The sequence below is a fragment of the Halorhodospira halochloris genome (assembly GCF_002356555.2).
Taxonomy (GTDB): Bacteria; Pseudomonadota; Gammaproteobacteria; order Nitrococcales; family Halorhodospiraceae; genus Halorhodospira; species Halorhodospira halochloris.
In genome coordinates, this window is sequence record NZ_AP017372.2 from 673,425 (window position 1) to 693,617 (window position 20,193).

The 20,193-nt window shown below is 55.5% G+C and carries 21 protein-coding genes and 1 pseudogene; 17 read left to right on the plus strand and 5 right to left on the minus strand.

Annotated features, from left to right (window positions below; translation table 11 throughout):
• The first annotated feature begins 49 nt into the window (after positions 1-49).
• From ilvB to minE, 6 genes are all read left to right on the plus strand, one after another.
• Entirely contained in the window at positions 50-1,969 is a 1,920-nt protein-coding gene (ilvB, locus tag HH1059_RS03230) for a biosynthetic-type acetolactate synthase large subunit (protein ID WP_096408239.1), read from the plus strand.
• A gap of 8 nt (positions 1,970-1,977) precedes the next feature.
• On the plus strand, positions 1,978-2,538 hold the full coding sequence (locus HH1059_RS03235; RefSeq protein ID WP_096408242.1) for a methylated-DNA--[protein]-cysteine S-methyltransferase: 561 nt from the start codon (positions 1,978-1,980) through the stop codon (positions 2,536-2,538).
• A 105-nt stretch (positions 2,539-2,643) separates the two neighbouring features.
• Positions 2,644-4,581, plus strand: coding sequence for a molecular chaperone HtpG (htpG, locus tag HH1059_RS03240; protein WP_096408244.1), 1,938 nt, complete (start codon positions 2,644-2,646; stop codon positions 4,579-4,581).
• A 12-nt stretch (positions 4,582-4,593) separates the two neighbouring features.
• A complete protein-coding gene (gene minC, locus HH1059_RS03245; RefSeq protein WP_096408247.1) occupies positions 4,594-5,421 on the plus strand; it encodes a septum site-determining protein MinC in 828 nt (275 codons plus the stop codon).
• Between the two features lie 17 nt (positions 5,422-5,438).
• On the plus strand, positions 5,439-6,248 hold the full coding sequence (minD, locus tag HH1059_RS03250; protein ID WP_096408249.1) for a septum site-determining protein MinD: 810 nt from the start codon (positions 5,439-5,441) through the stop codon (positions 6,246-6,248).
• A gap of 7 nt (positions 6,249-6,255) precedes the next feature.
• The gene (minE, locus tag HH1059_RS03255) at positions 6,256-6,534 is read left to right on the plus strand and encodes a cell division topological specificity factor MinE (protein WP_096410307.1); all 279 of its coding nucleotides are present in this window, start codon (positions 6,256-6,258) and stop codon (positions 6,532-6,534) included.
• Between the two features lie 31 nt (positions 6,535-6,565).
• Here minE and HH1059_RS03260 read toward each other — a convergent pair whose 3' ends face one another.
• Together HH1059_RS03260 and gloB are read right to left on the minus strand one after the other, a co-directional pair.
• Positions 6,566-8,215 carry a LysM peptidoglycan-binding domain-containing protein gene (locus tag HH1059_RS03260; RefSeq protein ID WP_096408252.1) on the minus strand — a complete coding sequence of 550 codons (1,650 nt, stop codon included), beginning with the start codon at positions 8,213-8,215 and terminating at the stop codon, positions 6,566-6,568.
• Between the two features lie 26 nt (positions 8,216-8,241).
• On the minus strand, positions 8,242-9,012 hold the full coding sequence (gene gloB, locus HH1059_RS03265; protein WP_096408254.1) for a hydroxyacylglutathione hydrolase: 771 nt from the start codon (positions 9,010-9,012) through the stop codon (positions 8,242-8,244).
• 105 nt (positions 9,013-9,117) lie between these two features.
• Here gloB and HH1059_RS03270 point away from each other — a divergent pair, with 105 nt between their 5' ends.
• From HH1059_RS03270 to HH1059_RS13150, 9 genes are all read left to right on the plus strand, one after another.
• Positions 9,118-9,861, plus strand: a complete 744-nt coding sequence (locus tag HH1059_RS03270) for a class I SAM-dependent methyltransferase (RefSeq protein ID WP_096408256.1) — start codon at positions 9,118-9,120, stop codon at positions 9,859-9,861.
• Positions 9,854-10,315, plus strand: coding sequence for a ribonuclease HI (gene rnhA / locus HH1059_RS03275; protein WP_096408259.1), 462 nt, complete (start codon positions 9,854-9,856; stop codon positions 10,313-10,315). Before HH1059_RS03270 ends, rnhA begins: the two co-directional genes overlap by 8 nt.
• A complete protein-coding gene (locus HH1059_RS03280; RefSeq protein WP_162549332.1) occupies positions 10,275-10,634 on the plus strand; it encodes a hypothetical protein in 360 nt (119 codons plus the stop codon). Before rnhA ends, HH1059_RS03280 begins: the two co-directional genes overlap by 41 nt.
• 255 nt (positions 10,635-10,889) lie before the next feature.
• Complete coding sequence (gene glnA, locus HH1059_RS03285) at positions 10,890-12,305, plus strand: glutamate--ammonia ligase (RefSeq protein ID WP_096408264.1); 1,416 nt, start codon at positions 10,890-10,892, stop codon at positions 12,303-12,305.
• Between the two features lie 116 nt (positions 12,306-12,421).
• Positions 12,422-12,910, plus strand: coding sequence for a prepilin-type N-terminal cleavage/methylation domain-containing protein (locus HH1059_RS03290; RefSeq protein WP_096408266.1), 489 nt, complete (start codon positions 12,422-12,424; stop codon positions 12,908-12,910).
• Between the two features lie 181 nt (positions 12,911-13,091).
• The gene (locus HH1059_RS03295) at positions 13,092-13,526 is read left to right on the plus strand and encodes a type IV pilus modification PilV family protein (RefSeq protein WP_096408269.1); all 435 of its coding nucleotides are present in this window, start codon (positions 13,092-13,094) and stop codon (positions 13,524-13,526) included.
• 23 nt (positions 13,527-13,549) lie between these two features.
• Positions 13,550-14,011 (plus strand): PulJ/GspJ family protein, encoded by a 462-nt coding sequence (locus HH1059_RS03300; RefSeq protein ID WP_096408271.1) that lies wholly within the window; start codon positions 13,550-13,552, stop codon positions 14,009-14,011.
• Complete coding sequence (locus HH1059_RS03305) at positions 13,995-14,849, plus strand: hypothetical protein (protein WP_096408274.1); 855 nt, start codon at positions 13,995-13,997, stop codon at positions 14,847-14,849. Before HH1059_RS03300 ends, HH1059_RS03305 begins: the two co-directional genes overlap by 17 nt.
• Positions 14,828-15,097 (plus strand): hypothetical protein, encoded by a 270-nt coding sequence (locus HH1059_RS13150; RefSeq protein ID WP_162549333.1) that lies wholly within the window; start codon positions 14,828-14,830, stop codon positions 15,095-15,097. The genes HH1059_RS03305 and HH1059_RS13150 overlap by 22 nt, the downstream gene beginning before the upstream one ends.
• Positions 15,098-15,203: 106 nt before the next feature.
• Here the strand turns inward: HH1059_RS13150 and HH1059_RS03310 are convergent, their stop codons facing one another.
• The 3 genes from HH1059_RS03310 to HH1059_RS13765 all read right to left on the minus strand — a co-directional run bounded on the left by HH1059_RS03310 (position 15,204) and on the right by HH1059_RS13765 (position 17,819).
• Positions 15,204-16,460 (minus strand): ISL3 family transposase, encoded by a 1,257-nt coding sequence (locus tag HH1059_RS03310; protein WP_096407577.1) that lies wholly within the window; start codon positions 16,458-16,460, stop codon positions 15,204-15,206.
• A gap of 176 nt (positions 16,461-16,636) precedes the next feature.
• Positions 16,637-17,326 (minus strand): RNA-guided endonuclease InsQ/TnpB family protein, encoded by a 690-nt coding sequence (locus HH1059_RS13760; RefSeq protein ID WP_338033913.1) that lies wholly within the window; start codon positions 17,324-17,326, stop codon positions 16,637-16,639.
• Positions 17,316-17,819: an RNA-guided endonuclease InsQ/TnpB family protein gene (locus HH1059_RS13765; RefSeq protein ID WP_231902007.1), complete on the minus strand. Its 504-nt coding sequence runs from the start codon at positions 17,817-17,819 to the stop codon at positions 17,316-17,318. Before HH1059_RS13765 ends, HH1059_RS13760 begins: the two co-directional genes overlap by 11 nt.
• A gap of 34 nt (positions 17,820-17,853) precedes the next feature.
• Between HH1059_RS13765 and tnpA the strand changes: the two are divergent.
• Positions 17,854-18,293 (plus strand): annotated as a pseudogene (gene tnpA / locus HH1059_RS03320) (IS200/IS605 family transposase).
• Positions 18,294-18,433: 140 nt separating this feature from the next.
• Positions 18,434-20,140 carry an Lcl C-terminal domain-containing protein gene (locus HH1059_RS03325; protein WP_096408277.1) on the plus strand — a complete coding sequence of 569 codons (1,707 nt, stop codon included), beginning with the start codon at positions 18,434-18,436 and terminating at the stop codon, positions 20,138-20,140.
• Positions 20,141-20,193: the final 53 nt, after the last annotated feature.

Sequence of the window (20,193 nt, forward strand, 5' to 3'; positions counted from 1 at the left end):
AGATAGTTCTCGATAGCAACCACCAACTGGCATTGAGCCGAGAGATTTTATGGACACAGCAACAGCTAGCCCGCAATCCGAAACTACGAGTCCTCAGCATCCACTGGCCGGCAAGACGATGAGCGGTGCCGAGATGATCATCGAGGTGCTTGCTCAAGAAGGGGTTGACACCATTTTCGGTTACAGTGGCGGCGCCGTGCTGCCTACTTACGACGCGGTATTTCGCTATAACCAGAGGTTGCGCAGCCCTGATTCGACCGGCGACCTAGACGACCCGATGCGCCTCGTAGTGCCCGCCAATGAGCAGGGGGCTGGTTTTATGGCCGCGGGCTATGCGCGCTCTACCGGCAAGGTGGGCTGTTTTCTAGTGACATCGGGGCCAGGGGCGACCAATACTGTCACCCCGATACGCGATTGTATGGCAGATTCTGTCCCGGTTGTTGCCATCACCGGTCAGGTGCCGACGCACGCCATGGGTACTGATGCCTTTCAGGAGGCGCCGATCGTCAATATTATGGGCAGCTGCGCCAAGCACGTCTTCCTGGTCACCGACCCGGAGAAGCTTGAGGCTACTGTCCGTACGGCGTTTGAGGTTGCTCGTTCGGGGCGGCCGGGGCCGGTGGTGATTGATGTTCCCAAAAACGTCCAGAATTGGTTTGGCGAGTTTCGCGGCGAGGGCTACCTGGATATCCGCGGTTATCGCCAGCGCCTCGAAACCCTGCGTGCAGCCAAGCTATCGGATCGCAAGTGTCGGAGTTTCTTCGAGATGCTGCAGCGCTCCCGCCGGCCATTGCTCTATGTCGGAGGCGGCGCGGTGATTGGCGAAGCAGCGCAGGATCTGCGTGACTTTGCCCACACCTATAAGATTCCTGTAGTCAGCACCCTGATGGGCTTGGGTGCTATGGATACCACCGATGATCTCTACCTGGGCATGCTCGGCATGCACGGTACCGCTTATGCCAACTACGCGGTTGAAGACTGCGATTTCCTGATTGCTGTAGGGGCGCGGTTTGACGATCGCGTCGCCGGCAAGGTCGAGGAGTTTGCCCCATTAGCTGAACAGATTGCCCATATCGATATTGATGCCGCCGAGATAGGTAAGGTTAAAGGCGTTGATTGGGCCCACGTCGGCGAGGCGGCCAAGAGCCTGCGCCAGCTACTGCGCTATGGCGAATCCATGGGCTTTGAGGCGGATTTTGATGCTTGGATCAATCACGTGCGCGGCTTGCGCGAGCGCCACCCGATGGATTATGACCGCCACAGCGAGCTGATACAGCCTCACTACGTGATAGAGAAACTCAACGAAATGACTCGCGGTGAGGCCATAGTCGCAACCGGTGTCGGTCAGCACCAGATGTGGGCCGCCCAGTACTGCGATTTTCGTCAGCCACGCCAGTGGTTGACATCCGGTGGGCTCGGGACTATGGGCTTCGGTTTGCCTGCCGCAGTCGGGGCCATTATCGGCAACCCCGACAAGACTGTCGTCAACATCGATGGTGATGGCTCTTTGCGCATGAACCTCGGTGAGCTGGAGACGGCGACGACCTATGGTTTGCCGGTTAAGGTTCTGCTGCTTAACAACTGCGGTGACGGCATGGTCAGGCAGTGGCAGAAACTCTATTTTGGCGACCGTTTCTCTGCCTCTGACAAGTCTCTGCGGCGTAAAGACTTCATCAAGGCTGCCGAGGCCGATGGCTATGAGTTTGCCCGCCGCGTGACAGACAAGGCAGAGGTGGAAGGTGCCTTGCGCGATATGTTGGCGTATCCTGGGCCGGCTTTCCTTGAGGTGATGATAGATCCGGATGCCGGCGTCTATCCTATGGTTGGTCCTGGCAGCAGTTATAAGGAGATGGTGACCGGCGACTTTATCGCGGGCCGCGAACTGGCTATTGGCTCGCCTAAGGAGAGGGGGCCTGCCAATGACGCCGATGGCAAAGATGAGCAGCAGCAGTCGCCAGACCTGTTCTAAAGTCCCGAATGGGGGCTAGGCAGGGGGTAAGGCTGGATATTTATCCTTATCTGCACCATTCGTGCCTTGGCCATGCGCCTCTCGAAGCGCTCTACCTTACTATCGATGGTAGTGCCCGCATTGCGCGGGTGGAACTTGGGAGCGGTGGATTACGCCAGGATGCGCCGCTGCAAAAGGGGTTTGCCAATCTATCTGCTGCCCAGGCCCAGGTTGTGCAGCTGGGCATTGACTGGCTCGCAGCTTGGCCAAATAGTCCAACAGAGCTAGACCGGCTACCTTTGGCCCCGGCAGCTTCAGACTTTCAGCAACGCCTGCGCAGCGCCCTTGTGGCCACCCAGCCGGGCCAGACGCTAACTTATTCGCGCTTAGCCAGCGCGCTGGCAACAGCGCCCCGTGCGGTGGGAGCCGGCTGCCGCGCGAATCCTTTGCCGCTCCTCGTTCCGTGCCACCGTGTAGTAGCGGCGCAAGGCAGGGGTGGCTATTGCGGCGGATCCAGCGCGGGAGAGTGGGCAGCCCTTAAGGGGTGGTTGCTAGAGGCTGAACAAGCAACAGCGAAGCCACGTGACTGATAACCCCTTGAAATAACCATGGCTAGATCCCACCTATACAGCGTCGCCGCGCAAACCAACGCAACAGTCAAGAACAAGTCATGACAACAGGAGGCGTAACTAGCTATGAGCTCAGGAACCGATACCCAAACCCTGGAATTTCAGGCCGAAGTGCAGCAGTTACTGAACCTGATGATCCACTCGGTTTACTCCAATCGCGAGGTGTTCCTGCGCGAGCTCATCTCCAATGCCTCCGATGCCATTGATAAATTGCGGTTTGAGGCGCTCAAACAGGAATCTCTTTTTGAGGACGACCCCGAGCTTAAGATCAGGGTTGATTTCGATGCTGAGCAGCGCACCGTAACCATAACAGATAACGGCATCGGCATGGATCGCGATGATGTAGTCGAGAACTTAGGCACTATCGCCCACTCCGGGACCAAGCGCTTCCTTGAGCAGATGACCGGCGATCAGCAAAAGGATGCCCAGCTTATCGGTCAGTTTGGTGTCGGCTTCTATTCAGCCTTTGTGGTTGCCGATAAGGTTGAGGTCTTCAGCCGTAAGGCCGGGGTTGAGCCGCAGTATGGAGTCCATTGGAGTTCCGAGGGCAAGGGCGCTTATACCATTGAGACGATTGAGCGCAGCCAACGCGGCACTGCCGTGGTCCTCCACTTACCGCAAGAGCAAGAAGAGTTCTGCGATGGTATGCGGCTGCGCCATATAATCCGCAAGTATTCAGACCACATATCAGTTCCTATCGAGATGCCGGCTCAGTCGGGTTCCGCACCGCAACAAAGCGAGGAGAAAGGCGCAGAGCAGGGCGAAGAGGAACAGGAACAGACGCCGCAGTGGGAGGTGGTCAACCGTGCCTCAGCGCTATGGATGCGGCCAAAGTCGGAGATCTCGGACGAGGAGTATAAAGAGCTTTACAAACACGTCGCTCACGACTTTGAAGAGCCGCTGACGTGGTTGCATAACCATGTTGAAGGTCGTCAATCATATGTTTCGCTGCTCTACATTCCTAAGCGGCCGCCATTCGATCTGTTCGAGCAAAAGCCGGCTCACGGGGTCAAGCTATATGTGCGGCGGGTCTTTATTACCGAAGATACCGAGCACCTGCTGCCACGCTATCTGCGCTTTGTCCGCGGAGTTGTCGACTCCGACGACCTGCCGTTGAACATCTCGCGCGAGATGCTTCAGCACAACCCGATGATCTCATCCATCCGTTCGGCTTCTGTGAAGCGGATACTTGATCGCCTTGAGCGGATGGCGAAGAACGAGCCGCAGATGTATGCCGAATTTTGGGAGTCATTCGGCCGCGTGCTCAAGGAGGGCATTGCTGAAGATCACGGCAACCGCGAGAAAATCGCCAAGCTGCTGCGCTTTAGCTCCACCTATGAAGAGAAAGAGACGCCAGATGTGAGTCTAGATGACTACATCGGGCGCATGAATGAGGGCCAGAATAAGATATACTATGTCACCGCAGAGAGCTTCAATGCGGCGCGCAATAGCCCGCACTTGGAGGTGTTTCGCCGCCACGGGATTGAGGTCTTGCTACTGCCCGACCCGGTTGATGAGTGGTTGGTTGCTCACCTGAACGAGTATGAGGGCAAGCAGCTGGTATCAATCGCCAAAGGGGAGCTGGACTTGGACCAGTTAACCGGCGAGCAGGCCGAGCAGGAGAAGGCTCAGCGCGAAGAGAAGGAACAGGCGTATAAGGATCTTTGCTCTCGCCTGCAGGAGAAGCTCAATGATAAGGTCAGTGAAGTTCGAGTAAGTCACCGCTTAACTGATTCACCGGCTTGCCTGGTGGTCGGCGAGTATGATTTTGGTGTCGGCATGCAGCGCTTGCTGCAAGCCGCTGGCCACAACTTCCCGGCGGGTAAGCCGGCCTTGGAGATCAACCCCGACCATCAGCTGATTAAGAGGCTGGACAACGAGGCTGAACAGCGCTTACAGGATTGGGCCTTGACCCTCTACGAGCAGTCCCTGTTAGCCGAGGGGGGTCAGCTCGAGGATCCAGCAGCCTATGTAAAACGCGTAAACAGCCTGCTTACCGAATAAGGAGACGGTATAATGGCCACCACGCCGGAGGATGATGGCTGCTCAAGTCCGCCCCTTGAGCTTAAGGGTAGAATGGCTACCCTTACTGTGGTTAGGGTACAGACTACCGATCTTGATGCCCTGGTCAGTGCGCTGGAGCAGAAATTGCAGGAGGCTCCCAATCTGCTCAAAGGCGCTCCTATGCTGATTGAGCTTGCCGACGGGGTGACAGAGCGCGACATAGGCTTACAGCGTTTGGTTGTGCTTATGCGCGAAATGGGCGTGGTACCGGTTGCCGTGCGTGGTGCAGGGGTAGATGAAGGTGTGGCACGTGCGGTAGGGTTGGGGATCCTTGGCGCTGAGGCGGAGTCGCCAAGGCGCGTGTCCCAAGCTCCGGGGAACCAGCGCGAGCCCAGTCACGATAAGCAGGCCGTGCCGAGCGCGGCGGATGGCCACAAAGCTGCTGAGCCGAGTGCTGCCGGGAGTGGGAGTGAGGAGGCTGATCACAATCGGCGTGGTTTAGCGCCGCGGGTGATTGATCACCCGGTGCGCTCAGGTCAGCAAGTTTACGCCCGGGGGAGGGATATAATCGTCCTTGGGGCAGTGGGCACAGGTGCAGAGATCCTTGCTGACGGCGATGTGCACATATACGGCGCATTGCGCGGACGTGCCCTAGCGGGCGTGCAAGGTGATACGCAGGCGCGCATTTTCTGCACATCCTTGGATGCTGAACTCGTCTCTGTGGCGGGCAATTATCAAGTCAGTGAGCGCTTTGAGGCCGATGTTAGAGGTAAACCAGCGCAGATCAGTCTCGATGAATCAGGTTCTTTGCGAATTGAGCCTTTTGGCAAATCTATTTAAAGAGTGGGGAGATACCGGTGGCTAGGATAGTTGTTGTCACATCAGGCAAGGGGGGCGTCGGTAAGACGACAACGGCCGCCTCGTTCGCAGCAGGACTGGCGAAGTCGGGCTTTAAAACAGTAGTTATAGATTTCGATGTCGGGCTGCGCAACCTGGATCTGGTTATGGGCTGCGAGCGGCGTGTGGTGTTTGACTTTATTAACGTCATCACCGGCGATGCGCGGCTCCATCAGGCCCTGATCAAGGATAAGCGGCTCGACAATCTCTTCATACTGCCGGCCTCGCAGACGAGAGATAAAGACGCCTTGACGGAAGAGGGTGTCGAACAAGTGCTCAATGAGTTGCGTGAGGATTACGACTACATAATCTGTGATTCGCCCGCAGGGATCGAACGTGGCTCACACCTTGCTGCTTATCACGCCGATGATGCCCTCGTAGTAACCAACCCCGAAGTCTCCTCGGTGCGGGATTCAGATCGAGTTCTGGGCCTGCTGGCAAGCCGCACTCTGCGCGCTGAACAGGGTAGAGAGCCGGTGAAAGAGCATCTGCTGCTCAGCCGTTACGACCCGCACAGGGTCAAGAAGGGGGATATGCTCAGCGTTGATGATGTTTGCGAGATACTAGCCATCGACCTGTTGGGGGTCATCCCCGAGTCGGAAGATGTGCTGAATGCATCTAATTCGGGGTTGCCGGTCATACTGGAACAGGAGACCGATGCCGGCCAAGCTTATTTAGATGCGGTGGCGCGCTACCAAGGCGAGGAGCGTCCGCACAGGTTTATCAATGCAGAACGCAAGGGCTTGTTCGGCCGGATGTTTGGGGGGTGACAGCAAGATGGTAATTGGAAAGTATTTTCGTGAGCGTAAATCTCGCCAGGGCAGCGCCAGCTTAGCTAAAGAGAGACTGCAGATAATAGTCTCGCATGAGCGTGCCGAGAGGGGCGGCCCAGATTATTTGCCTATGCTGCGCGAGGAGTTACTACAGGTGGTGCGCCGCTATGTGACAGTCGACCCTGATGCGGTAAGAGTGGAAGTCGAGAGGGAAGGCTCTCACGAAGTCCTCGAGCTCAACATCACCCTCCCCGAGCATTGTGAGTCAGAAGAGCAGAGGTGATTGACGCCTATCAGGCACTGTCTTTTGTGCCTTATAGGTTTGCCCCCTGCTGAGTCACGTCAACCTCTATCCTGAGGCGTTGGCCCGGCTGTAAGTAGCTCCCCTCGGCGATATCGTTGGTCCTTTTGATATCGCTGACCCGAACGTTAAAGCGCTGCGCAATACGGGCAAGCGAATCCCCGCGGCGAACAGTGTAGGTTATTGTCTGCTTGCGCTGACTGGGTGAATCAGCGCCAGCCTGAATCGCTTCGCCATCAACCCATACCACCAGCTTCTGGTTGGGGCGCAGCGTGTCCCCTGGGGCCATCCCGTTCCAGGAGGCGAGTTGGCGAACACTAACATTGTAGCTTCTGGATATGTCCCAGAGTGTTTCGCCGGGTTGAACGATATGCTCACGCCTTTCACCGGCTCGGTTACGCTGCTGCAGGGCGCGCAGGCGATTGGCAGCGCTGAGCGAGTACTCACTTGGTGGCCGGCTTGATACGGGCACATAGAGGGTGTCACCTGTGCGTAAGGAGTGATCGTGAAGCCCGTTGATCTCCTGAATAAGATCGACATTGATATTGTACTGGCGGGCGATATGGCTCAGGGTCTCGCCTGAGCTGACCTCGTGGCGGCGCCACTCAACGAGCTCATCGCGATCCATCTTGGCTAGCTCCGCCTCCAATCTGTCCGCCTCTTCTTTTGGCAGGACTAGCCGGTGTGGCCCCTCTGGAGCCGTAGCCCAACGATTGTAACCGGGGTTGAGCAGATAGAGCCTATCGATTGATATATCAGCCCATTCGGCCGCGAGTGCAAGGTCTATCTGATGGTCGGCTTCGACTATGCGGATGCGCTGTTCGTTGGTGATTGGGGGTAGGCTGACCTGGTATTCCTCTGGCTCCTGAATAATGTCACGGATAGCAAGTATGCGCGGCACATAGGCCATTGTCTCGCTGGGCAGCTGGAGGTTCCAGTAGCTTGGTTCCTTGCCCGCAGCCCGAGCGCGTTGCTGGGCCGCTCGCACGTTGCCTTGGCCGGCGTTGTATGCGGCCATCGCAAGCAACCAGTCGCCATCGAAAGTCTCGGCGAGGCGATCGAGGTAATCCAAGGCTGCCTCAGTCGAGGCGACTATGTCACGCCGACCATCGTACCAGTAGTTCATCTCCAGGCCGAAGATGCGCCCTGTGCTCGGAATGAACTGCCACACCCCCGCCGCCCGTCCATGGGAGTAGGCAAAGGGCTGAAAAGCGCTCTCCACCACGGCCAAGGCTACAACCTCGGTCGGCATGTCGCGCTCCTCGATCTCATCAAGGATATAGTAAAGATAAGGTTCGGCGCGCCGGGCTAAGGCATTGAAATAGCTGTTTCTGCCTTTAAAGAGCTGTTTTTGCTGCTCAATGCGACTATTGTTCTCGGCCTCCAGTTGGAAACCCTCGCGCAGTCGCTGCCAAATATCCATCGGGTAATCGGGGACAGTTGATGAGTAATGCCCGGGTTGATAATCGAACTCGGGGACCAAGTCGAACGGCGGCCCCAAGGCCAGATCTATACTCTCCTGATCTAGCTGAGTTATCCAGTCTGGCTGCGCTGTGCTGTCCTGCTCAGGAGGCTTGAAGTCATGGGTTATCTCATATGACTCAAAACTGGCGCAGCCAGCCATGGTTATGGTTACAAGTGCCCCCAATGCAGTCCGTTTCATAAGTTTGTTCTTTTGGTTCCGCGATTTTAGCCGCGATCTTTCCAGTGCCGCAGCGTGGCGAAGACCTCAGTCTTGGTGGTTAGCTTGCCCCCGGCCCAGCGCTCGGCTGACTCAACTACGCTAGCTTCGTGTGTGCGTAGAAAAGGATTGCTTTGCTTCTCCTCCCCAAGCGAACTCGGCAGAGTTGGCTGCGACTTCCCACGTAGGGCGCGCATTTGCTCTAATCGTTTGGCGATTTGCTGGTTATCAGGCTCAACCCTGTGGGCAAACTCCAGATTCTTGACGGTATACTCGTGGCCGCAGTAAAGCAGCGTCGAGTCTGGCAGGGTCGCTAACCTTTGCAGCGACTCATGCATCTGCTCGGCGCTGCCCTCAAACAGCCGGCCACAGCCGCCGGCGAACAGGGCATCGCCGCTAAACAGGCAGCCGTCGACGTAATAAGCAACATGGCCCTTGGTGTGGCCAGGGACAGGTATCACATCAATACCCGGAAAGCCGTCAAGGGTGATCTGCTCACCGCCATGTAGGGGATGATTGACCCCCCTGATGCCCTCTGCGCCGGGTCCGTATATCGGTGTTCGGCCAGTACCGGCGAGCTCTACGGCAGCCGCGGTGTGATCAGGATGGTGGTGGGTCAGCAGCAGTGCTGATATGGTTGCACCATGCTTGTTCAGCCACTCATTGACCGGCTGCGCTTCGCCAGGGTCTACTACCAATACCCGAGACTGATCGCCATCGCCTGAGACGATCCAGATATAGTTATCATTTAGTGCGCTTACTGACTCTACTCTCAGCATATTTCCGGATTCTACATAAGTCAAATGGATGGCGTAAAGCTTTAATGACGCGTATAAAATTTAGTGGAATAGGATTTCTTTTTCCTCACCTTTGTTGAGCGAACAATGCTAGCAAACGGCAAATCCATGCACATGCTACGGCAGTGGTATCAGACTCCCCTCGGCTGTCGGGTGGCTGAAGCCGAACGAGCTGCCCTGAGTGCTGAGTTATCAGCACTGCGCATCGGTTATGCGGTTTGTATTGGGGATCTGAATGATGGCCTTAGTGTGGCGCCTACACTGCGCCAGTGGCAGGGTGGCGAAGCTGGTGACCTGATATTCGACCCTAGTCGACTGCCATTTCAGGCGCAATCACTCGATTGCCTGATCCTTAGGCATGTGCTGGAGCTCGTCGAAGAGCCGCAAGCAGTGCTGCATGAGGCGCATCAAGTTCTGCGTCCGGAGGGCAAATTGCTGGTGTTGAGCTTCAATCCGCTGGGACCGTGGGGGGTGGCGCGGTTGATCGGCCACTGGCGAGGTGCAGAGCCACCGTGGTGCGGGCGGCAGTGGTTGGCTACGGCCATCGCTATGCGCCTGCGTCAAATCGGTTTTGCCGATATTACTGTGCAGTTCATCTGCCACCGTCTGCCTGTGCAGCGCAGCAGCGTTCAGCAACGCTTCGATTGCTGGGAGAGCTGGGTGAGGCGCTTGGGGGCGGGGCGGGCTAACGCGGCGGTCCAAATGGTGGCGGCTCGGCGGCGTACACCGGCGGGGTTGAGCGGTCTGGTGAGTTCGCGACTGGCTCGCGGCAGGCAAGAGCCGGGAGCAGCTCAGCCTGCCTCAGGTCGACAGGGTTGGTTTAATGGGTGAGCAGGAAACAGGAGAGGGCGATATGGTTGAGGCTTTCACGGACGGCGCCTGCCGCGGCAACCCAGGCCCCGGGGGTTGGGGAGTGCTGCTGCGCTATAAGGGGTATGAGCGCGAACTGTGGGGTGGTGAACGGCAGACTACTAATAACCGCATGGAGCTGACCGCGGCAATCCGGGCCTTAGAAGAGCTCAGCAGGCCGTGTCAGGTGGTGTTGACCACCGACTCGGAGTACGTCCGTAAGGGCATAACCGAGTGGATGGCGGGCTGGAAGCGGCGCGGCTGGGTTACTTCCGCGCGCAAACCGGTCAAGAATAAGGATCTATGGCAGCGTCTCGATGAGCTGGCCGATTACCATAAAGTCGAGTGGCGCTGGGTTAGGGGCCACTCTGGGCATGAGGAGAATGAGAGGGTTGATGAACTTGCTAATCGCGGAGCGGATGAGGTGCAGAACTAACAGCCCACTTTGCCTGCTAGCGGCGTTTGCGCTATGCATTGTGGCGTTAACGGGCTGTTCTGAGCCAGATGTTGACGGCTTGGCGCAGGAGTACTGCGATTATTTTGAGAGCGCCGCAGATATGGATTTTGAGCAAAAGCAGGAGACCATAACCGCGCTCGATCGCCGCCTGATAGAGAAGAATGTCCGTCAGGGGCGGATGCGCACTGCCCTGCGGCAGACCTGCCCGGATGTTATTGCGCGTTCGGATGTCGAGATGATGGGGATCATGGGTCAGGATCTGCTCGAGATGCAAGAGCAGTTGCGTGAGTTGAGGTAACTGCTATGTTCCATGGTTGTGCGCACCATAACTGTGCACCAAAACGGGGAGAGTGGCGAGCTGCTGCACAAAATGCGTGCATAAGCGATAAATCTCAAGGTTAGTAAGGCAGGGGAGGGAAGTCTTTAACAAAGCCTTCGAGCCGATTGGCGCCCCTAACCAAGCCTGCGTGCAGTTTTGGCACGGCCCTTGCTTTATTACAGGGCGACCCCCCTAAGAGCGGGGACACGAAATTACCCAATCGGAGGCAGCACTATGGCTAAAAGCGCACAAGAAGTAATGAAGATGATCAAGGACGAGGGCGTGAAGTTTGTCGACCTGCGCTTCACTGATACCCGCGGTAAGGAGATGCACGTCTCTCTGCCGACAGGTCAGGTCGAGGAGGATCTTTTTGAAGACGGCAAGATGTTCGACGGCTCATCCATCCAGGGCTGGAAGGGGATCCAAGAGTCGGATATGATTATGCTGCCCGACCCGGAATCGGCTGTGCTCGACCCGTTTACCGATGAGCCGACCCTCAACCTCGTCTGTGACATCCTGGAGCCGAGCACCCTTCAGGGTTATGGGCGCGATCCGCGCTCGGCGGCCAAGCGCGCCGAGGCCTATCTGGCCTCAACCGGCATTGGCGATACCGCGCTGTTCGGCCCCGAACCAGAATTCTTTGTGCTCGACGATGTACGCTGGGGCTCTAGCATGGGCGGGGCTTTCTACGAGGTAGATTCGGCTGAGGCGGGGTGGAATTCCGAGCGGGTCTACAAAGACGGCAACATCGGTCACCGCCCCGGAGTGAAGGGTGGTTACTTTCCAGTCCCGCCGGTCGATTCGCTGCACAATATCCGCAGTGCCATGTGCCTGGCTATGGAGGAGATGGGGCTGGTTACCGAGGTCCACCACCACGAGGTGGCCACCGGCGGGCAGTGTGAGATCGGTACCGGTGCCAACACCCTGGTCAAGCGCGCCGATGACCTGCAGACCTTGAAATACTGCGTCAAGAATGTCGCGCACGCCTACGGCAAGACCGCAACCTTTATGCCCAAGCCGCTGGTCGGCGATAACGGTAACGGCATGCACGTCCACCAGTCGATCGCCAAGGGCGGCAACAACGTATTCAGCGGCGACGGCTACGCTGGGCTCTCCGAGGAGGCGCTATTCTATATCGGCGGCATCCTCAAGCACGCCAAGGCGATCAACGCCTTCGCCAACGCCTCGACCAACAGCTATAAGCGCCTGGTGCCAGGCTTTGAGGCCCCGGTGCTGCTCGCCTACTCGGCCCGTAACCGCTCGGCATCAATCCGGGTGCCGTACGTCGCTAACCCCAAAGGGCGGCGGATTGAGGTGCGCTTCCCCGACTCAACCGGCAATCCTTACTTCGCCTTTACCGCGATGTTAATGGCCGGCCTCGACGGCATCCGCAACAAGATCCACCCTGGTGAGGCGATGGACAAAGACCTCTACGACCTGCCACCTGAGGAGGAGAAGGAGATTCCCAAGGTCGCCTTCCAACTCGATGAGGCCCTCGAGGGGCTGGATAACGACCGCGAGTTCCTCAAGCAGGGCGGGGTGATGTCGGATGATCTGATCGACGCCTACATCGAACTCAAGATGGAAGAGGTAACTCAGCTGCGCATGACAACTCACCCGGTTGAGTTCGATATGTACTACAGCGTCTAAGGCAGATAAAGCAGGGAGGGAATTTCCCTCCAAAATGTGTTATATCTGGTAAGGCTAGGCCCCTGAGTGGGTCTAGCCTTTTCTGTTCATATTGGGCTGGATAAGAGGCTTGGCGCATGGTGACTTCACCCGCCTACAAGCAGCGTGGACTCACCCTCATTGAACTGATCATGGTAATGGTAGTCATTGGGGTGCTTGCAGCCATCTCTGTTCCGTTCATGGCGGGCATCTTCGGCAAGGATAGCGATATTCAGGCAGAGCAGGAGCGGGACAGGCTCATTAGCCATCTGCGTATAGCAAGGAGCCATGCTTTGGCTCAGACTGGCGGCGATGCTGGGGCTTTGTTTGTGTTCACCGGCTGTAATGGAAACGAGTGCAGTGGGTGGGAGGCTCAAAACGCAAACGATGGTTCACGAAATATCGCCAAGCACCAGCTTGAAGGACTTAGAGTGCAAGTGCCTAGCAGTGCGCAGGAGATAACTTTTGATTATCCCGATGGGAGCCTCTCCGGAGAGTCAGAAGACAATTATGAATTCTCAATAAAAGATAGGCCTGTTTGCGTCTACTCTTCAACCGGGTTGATTCGGAGGGGGCCATGCAACTGAGCGGAACATATAACTCTCCCAGGAGCCAGTTAATAGCCCCGGTATGGAGGACGCCGTAAATCCATCCCTGGAGGTTTCTTGGCATCATGTCTGGCGCCAAGAACCTCACGCCGAGTCAGTTGAGTGGCTCCGGTTGAGAGCTTTAGAGGTTCTCTAGGGGGGGCAGCATAAAGGAGATGCCATGGCAAATTTTTACCGTATAGGCGCTCAAAGGAAGTACGGCTTCACGTTGATTGAATTGATTGTCACTCTGGTAGTGATATCCATAACGGTATTGGCTTTCGGAACTAGTATGCGGATTCTGCTATCCATGGATGGGATTGGTGGCGCGCAAGACCATCTAGACCGGCATAGCTGCGCTGAGGCTATTATTGCGAAGTATGACTACGACGACGACGACGAGGAGGAGGGGGAGATAACAAGAGAAAATTGCGGCGATGATGCATGTGACATAGATCAGTGTGATGGCACTTATAATCAAGTAAGCTGTAAAGCAAGTCTCATTTATCTATTACCTGAGAGTGATGAGAGTGATGAACTGCCTGTGTGCAAATTTACAATTGGCGGGGAGAGTAGAATAGTAATTCATGTTCCTATAAGTGATGACGAAGAATAATGTAATTTTTTGAGGTGGCTCCTGTGAGCAAGAGACGGCAAAAGTGGAGCGGTTTTACACTTATTGAGATGGTGCTAGTGCTGATTATTCTCGGCATAGTCTCGGCTGCTGCTGCCCGCCCCTTAGGCCAGATGATCAGCACATGGTTTGATACTCGCGAAGCATATGGCGACGAAGCAGATATGGTCTTTGCCCTGAGTCGGATAGCCAGGGAAGTAAGGCAGCACGGTATAAGTTGTGATAACGGCGATAGCGTTACTGATAACGGTGATAGCGTTAAACTGGGAGAAGACAAAAATATAACAATTAACGATGGGGCGCTTAGATTGGACGACGATCCCATTTTCTGGCCGGAGAGTGGTAGCCCTGTGTTTGAATGTATAAGTAGTGAAGCTGACCCTAGCAGACTCTTCAGGATTCGGATAAGTATCGATCGAACGGATTCTGAAGATAGAGAGGTGACAACCTATGTTTATTCGCGCTGATAGTGAGTCAAAATCATGGGATAACCCCTTGAGTGGCAGGCAGTCAGGAGGCGTGCTGTTGGTTGCCCTGGCAGGGTTGGTTGTTGCCTCGGTAGCAGCCGTTGGGGTTGCCCACATTGCCTCATCAACATCACTAGTCTCTAGCACTGACAGTCACTCTGACCGTGCCTTATATGCTACGGAGAGTGCTCGACTTTTGATAAAAAGCGATATTAGTGAGAGCGAATTAGACAGACTGGATGAAAGACATAACCGTGCAGAAAACAACGTAGATATTGAGGGCATCAAAGTTGGCTACAGAGACGAGCAAGGGACATGGGGTTTCGGTAGGGAAAAAGATCCCCGTGAGGGTTACTCAGAGGTATGGGTTGGCTGGTCAGGTGGGGCTCGGCCTAGTGAGGCAGCGGCTGTGCATAAGATAGGGCGGCCAATCAGTGAGGCCGGCAAATTAGAAAACTTAAGACAAGATTCAAAATGTGAGACAAAAAACGACAAAATAGGCCCTAGCCAGCGAGGTGATATTGATGATTGTTGGTTAGATCCTGATGATGAACTGACGTTGCAGGGAGCTCCAGCAAGTAATGTAGGCGGAAAGATTTGTGTTGTAGGTGATGTCTCGATAAAAGGTGCTGGAGCTATAACCCCAGCAGATTTTTTTGTTGACGGTAGCGTTATCACGGGTGACTTACACGTATCGGGCCGTTATGGCGCTGAAGACTTTACAATCATATCTAATATAGAGGGCAATTATTGGGAAAATTCGGAGTGGTTAGACTGTGTAGAAGCCATGATGGAAAATGGTGACAGTCAATCCCAATGGCAATATGTAAGACGCTAAACTATCGTGCCAGGCTAGCTGGTGGCCCCCATAACCGCCGCTACGGGCATACATCAATACTAGCTCAAAGATCGTGGCGCCAGGGAAGGCGCCACAACAGTCTAAGAGTACATCTGTACGACATCTATCCGGATGAGCTAGCGCAGCTCAGTGGTTACCAGTACGCAGCCCACGCCGCGACGCTCGATCAGTGTGAATGCTGGTTGAGTCGCAAGGTTCAGGAACAACAGCTGGCGGCAAGAAGTTGAAGGGATGGGTAGAGCCGCTCTCGCGCGCGGCTTGACGCGGCTATATGGTGAGGCCACTCAGTAATTGGGCACCTTCGCAATCTGTGTGGGTGACACCCCCATCTACTCACGCAACCGCCGATCTACATATTGTGCCATAGGGTGAGGCAGGCAGATGGGTGAGCTTGCCAGCGATCAGGTAGCAGATGGAGATCAGATTCTTCGTGGTGCGAAATCCTCGTGCACGGCCCTTGGCAACTTGAATCTGACCGTTCATGCTTTCGACGGGGCCGTTTGATAAGCGAGAGTCAAAGGCGTTGAGGATGCCCTGCCAGTGAGCCTTGAGCGTTAACGCTAGGCGCTTGAACGGCTCCAGCCGGCAGCGCCGAGCCCAACTGTACCAGGCGTTGAGGTTTTGCTCAGCCTCTCTGCGAGCACCACTGCCGGTCAGTATTTCGCGCAGTGCCTCCTTGAGCCGCCAGGCGCGGGCTGTTTTCAGCCTCGTCCGTGACAGGTAATGCAGTTCGGTGAGCTGCTTGAGCGTGTGCCGCGAGGCATCCTTAAGCCAGACCCAGCGAGTGCGCTTGAGCGCAGGCTCCAGGCGCACCTCGGCGCGGCGGACCTCGTCGACTGCCTGATTAGCCAGCTGCACCACATGGAAGGCGTCGAAGGTAATCGCTGCCTCGGGTAGATACCGCTGCACGCCGGCGATGTAGGCCTTGCTCATATCGATGCATACCGCCTCGACAGAGTCCCTATCGCCGCCGTGATCGTGTAGATCCGCCACAAACGCCCCAATGGTCGACTGGTTCCGCCCTTCGCAGGCAAAGAGTAGGCGTCGGTCATCAAGGTCCTGGAAGACAGTGATATAGTTATGCCCGCGCCGCGAGGCCGTCTCGTCGATGCCGACAGCGCGAACGTTGCTGAAGTCCTCCTGAGCACGGGCTGCTTCCACGTAGTGGTTGAGGATTCGCCAAATTGGGTCATCACCAACACCCAGGTAGTTAGCGACCTTCTGGACCGACATCTGCTGGCAGAGGGTAATGACCATCGCCTCGAACAACTGCGAGAACCCGCTGCCTGGACGCGCCCAAGGCACCTCGACCTGAGTGGTCTTCCCGCAGTCCTGACATCGCACCCTGGGCACGGCGGCATGGATATAGGCCTGGTGCTCGAAGAAATGCAGGTGCTGCCAGGAACGCTGACGGGTGTCATGAACTGCTTGAGCCTCGGCGCCACAGGCCGGGCAGGCGAAGCGGCTGCCGCTGGTGAAGGTGATATCGAAGTCGATGCGCTTGGCCTGCGCATCAAAGCGGATGTCACTGACTTTCCAGGGTGCACTCAACCCAAGCGCGGCGGTGAACAGGGCGTGCTCAGTAGCCATGGCAACTCCTCGCAAAAATGGTGTGGCGAGGCACAACATATAGGATCACACCCAGCGTTGACTACCTCGTCTTAAGCTGCTGTCACCCACACAATTCGCGAAGGGACCAGTAATTGGTTGAAGTGACTGCTCCCCGCCCTAAGCGCTCAAGCGCCACGGGCGAGGCTTCCAACTTCTCAGGCAGCGGCGAGTGCGTGACTCGTCTTACGCTTGCCTCCATTGGCAGAGACCGACAGTCCTGCGGCCTTTAATTTCAAAATACCTTGTGCCTTGATATTCAAGGCTGCATCGATGTCTCGATCATGCCTGACTGAACAAGCTGGACACTGCCATTCACGGACTTTCAGCGACAACTCTTCCAGCTTGTGTCCACAGCAAGAACAGGTCTTGGAGCTGGCAAGCCACTGATCAATTTTGATCAGATGCTTACCTTGCGCTTTGGCTTTGTACTCCAGCTTTTCGATTACGCCTGACCAACTGGCATCGGCAATGTGCTTGGACAATTTCTTGTTCTTCAGCATGTTTTTGACTTTCAGTGTCTCGACAATCACCGCTTGGTTTTCGTCAATAAGTTGTCGAGATAGCTTGTGCTGGAAATCAGCACGAGCATTTGCCAGACGCTGATGCGCCTTAGCGAGCTTAAGTCGGGCTTTTGCCCGCCTTTTACTGCCTTTTTTGCAGCGTGATACAGCTTTTTGCTTACGGCGCAGATTGGCACTGGCTTTCTTTAAAAAGCGTGGATTCGGCTCTTTCGTTCCGCTTGAATCAATGGCTAGGTGTGTTAAACCCATATCCAATCCGAGCACTTTATCTTCATTCAGGCTTTGGATGGGTGTAGGGGCTTCTTGCCCATCGTCATGCAGCAGTGAGGCATAGTATTCGCCTGTTACGGGATAGGGTGATGCTTTTCAGCTTGCCTTCAAGCTTGCGATGAATCCGCGCTTTGATTGGCTCTAGCTTGGGTACTTTGATCCAGTCATCACCACAGCCAACACTCATGCAGTGATAGCTCGATTGCTTGCCTTGTTTACGTTTGAACTTGGGACAACGGGAGGCAAGCTTCGGATCGAAAAAACGCTGAAAAGCCTGATAAAGATTGATACAGGCTTGCTGGAGTGCAATTGAATCAAAATCATTGAGCCAATGATACTTGCGGGACTTTTTCGCCACAGCCAGCAAGGGCTTGAGCTCTTTCTTGGCATTCAATTTCAGGCCATGACGCTTGTACTGGCTACTGATGATATGCAGAGCCTTGTTGTACGCAAAGCGCACAGCACCGAACTGGCGGTTTAAAAACTCCGCCTGCTCAGGTGTTGGATAAATGCGTACTTTCGTAGCCTTTAACATTTCAGTGCTCATTGATATAATTCAATAATTATAAGCCATCAAGGTCATATTTCAAGTAAGTGCATATCATAAAGAGTTGCTATCAGATTACCTCCGAAAACGCCACAGCGTCACCAAGCTGGTTGTACATCTGGTCTTTACCACCAAGTATACCGGCGAAAACTGTTCGATGGTTATATGATTGAGCAGCTGAGCGAAGCGTTTGAGTCTGCTTGTGAAAAACTGGAATGTAACTTGCTGGAAATGGACGGTGAAGCGGATCATGTTCATCTGTTGATAGCCTATCCAGCGAAACTGGCGGTAAGCATCATGGTAAACAACCTGAAGTCAGTCTCATCACGCCGGATACGCATACTCAATACCCATATACCCCGCCAAAGCAAAAGTGCAGCAATCTGGTCGCGCTCCTACTTTGCCTGTAGCGCAGGCGGGGCAACGATTGAGACTTTGCGTGAGTATGTGCAGAGCCAAGCCACCCCTGAATAGAACCGCTGCGCGGTTCCCGCTTATATCCCCGCCCGATTGGGCGAGGGTTTACGCGGATTTTGCTAAGGAGCAACTTTCCTCGAAAAGCACGCAAGTATCGAACCACAGCCGCAAATCAGAACATAGAGGAGCCAAGATAATTGATAGGCCGAGGCCAGCTAGGAGGCGCTGTCAAAAAACACCTTAAACCCCTTTTGGGATTGGGAGCAGCTACTGTTCTCGTCGTTGCCGCTGGTGGTGTTGGCTCCTACCTCTACTCCGACTCCCGAGAAAAAGATGAGCGACTATGGAATCAGGCGCTTGAGGTGGACAGTATCGAGGCCTATGAGGAATACCTGTCTGACTGCGAAGAGCGTTGGATCTGCGGGTACGAGGCGGATGCCCGGCAAGCAGTTGGGGAACTGGAGGAGATAGAGCTAGCGGCTGCCGAGGACGAACGGCTGTGGTCCGAGGCGCAGGAAGTAGACACTCAAGAGGCTTACGCAGACTACCTTGAGGGATGCCAGGATCGGTTGGTTTGCGAGCATATGGCGGATGCCAAAGAGGCGCTGGCACTCTTGCATGACCGGAAAGAGGCCCTGACTGAGGATGAGCGCCTTTGGTCCAAGGCGCAGGAGAAAGGGAGCCTTGAGGCTTATGAGGACTACCTTGCAGGATGCGAGGAGCGACCGGTCTGCCAGCATGAGGCAGATGCCCGGGAAGCGATTGGGGAGCTCGAAACAGAACAGTATGCAGCCGAGGACGAGCGTTTATGGTTCGAGGCGCAAGAGGCGGATAGCCTCGAGGCTTATCAAGACTACCTAGCAGGCTGCAACAGGCGGCCGTCATGCCAGTATGAGGCTCAGGCCCGAGAAGCCATCGAAGAGCTGGAAGAAGAGCTTTCTGCAGCAGAGGATGAGCGGTTGTGGTCAGAGGCGCAGGAGGAGGACAGCCTCGAGGCCTATAAAGACTACCTAGCAGGCTGTGATCAGCGACTGGTCTGTCAATATGAGGCGGATGCCCGGGAGGCGATTGAAGAGCTCGAGGAGGAACTGTCTGCAGTCGAGGACGAGCGTTTGTGGGCCGAGGCTCAGGAAGTGGATAGCCTCGAGTCTTATGAAGACTACTTAGCAGGCTGCGAGGAGCGGCTGGTTTGCCAGTATGAGGCGGAGGCCCAGGAAGCGATTGAAGAGTTGGAAGAGGAGTTGGCAGCGGCCAAAAAGGAGGATGAGCGCCTTTGGTCCGAGGCGCAGGAGGCCGATAACCTCGAGGCTTATGAGGGCTATCTAGCAGACTGCGATGAACGGTTGGTTTGCCAGTATAAGCAAGATGCGCAAAAAGCGATTGATTCATTTATAGGCCACGGTAACCGGTATCGCGACAACCGCGACGGCACGGTTACTGATATAGAGACCGGACTGATGTGGATGCGTTGCTCTTTGGGGCAGAAATGGCGTGATGGGGCCTGTGAGCAAGAGGCAGAAATTTACACCTGGCATGAGGCCAGGGGCGAGGAGGGATATAGTTTTGCCGGCTACGATGATTGGCGCCTACCTGAGATCGAAGAGTTGAAAGAAATTGTCTTCTGTCCCTCCGGTGAGCCCAGTTACAGGGGATTGATCCATCGCCCGGATGCGGGCTTCTTTGACCGGGAGACGTGTGAGGGTGATGACGATCAGCCGGCTATTGACGAGAACGCGTTTCCCGATACGCCTTCGTCCAATTTTTGGTCATCTTCGCCCTATGCCGATAATTCCAGCCGCGCGTGGTATATCGACTTCTATCATGGCTTCGACAACTGGCTCGATAAGGGTAGCTACGGCAGGGTAAGGTTGGTGCGCAGCGACAGTGGTCGAAGAGACGAGTAGCCGGAGCGCTTGACCTCAACAATGTGCAGGGAATAGCCTTTAAAGGGGGAAGA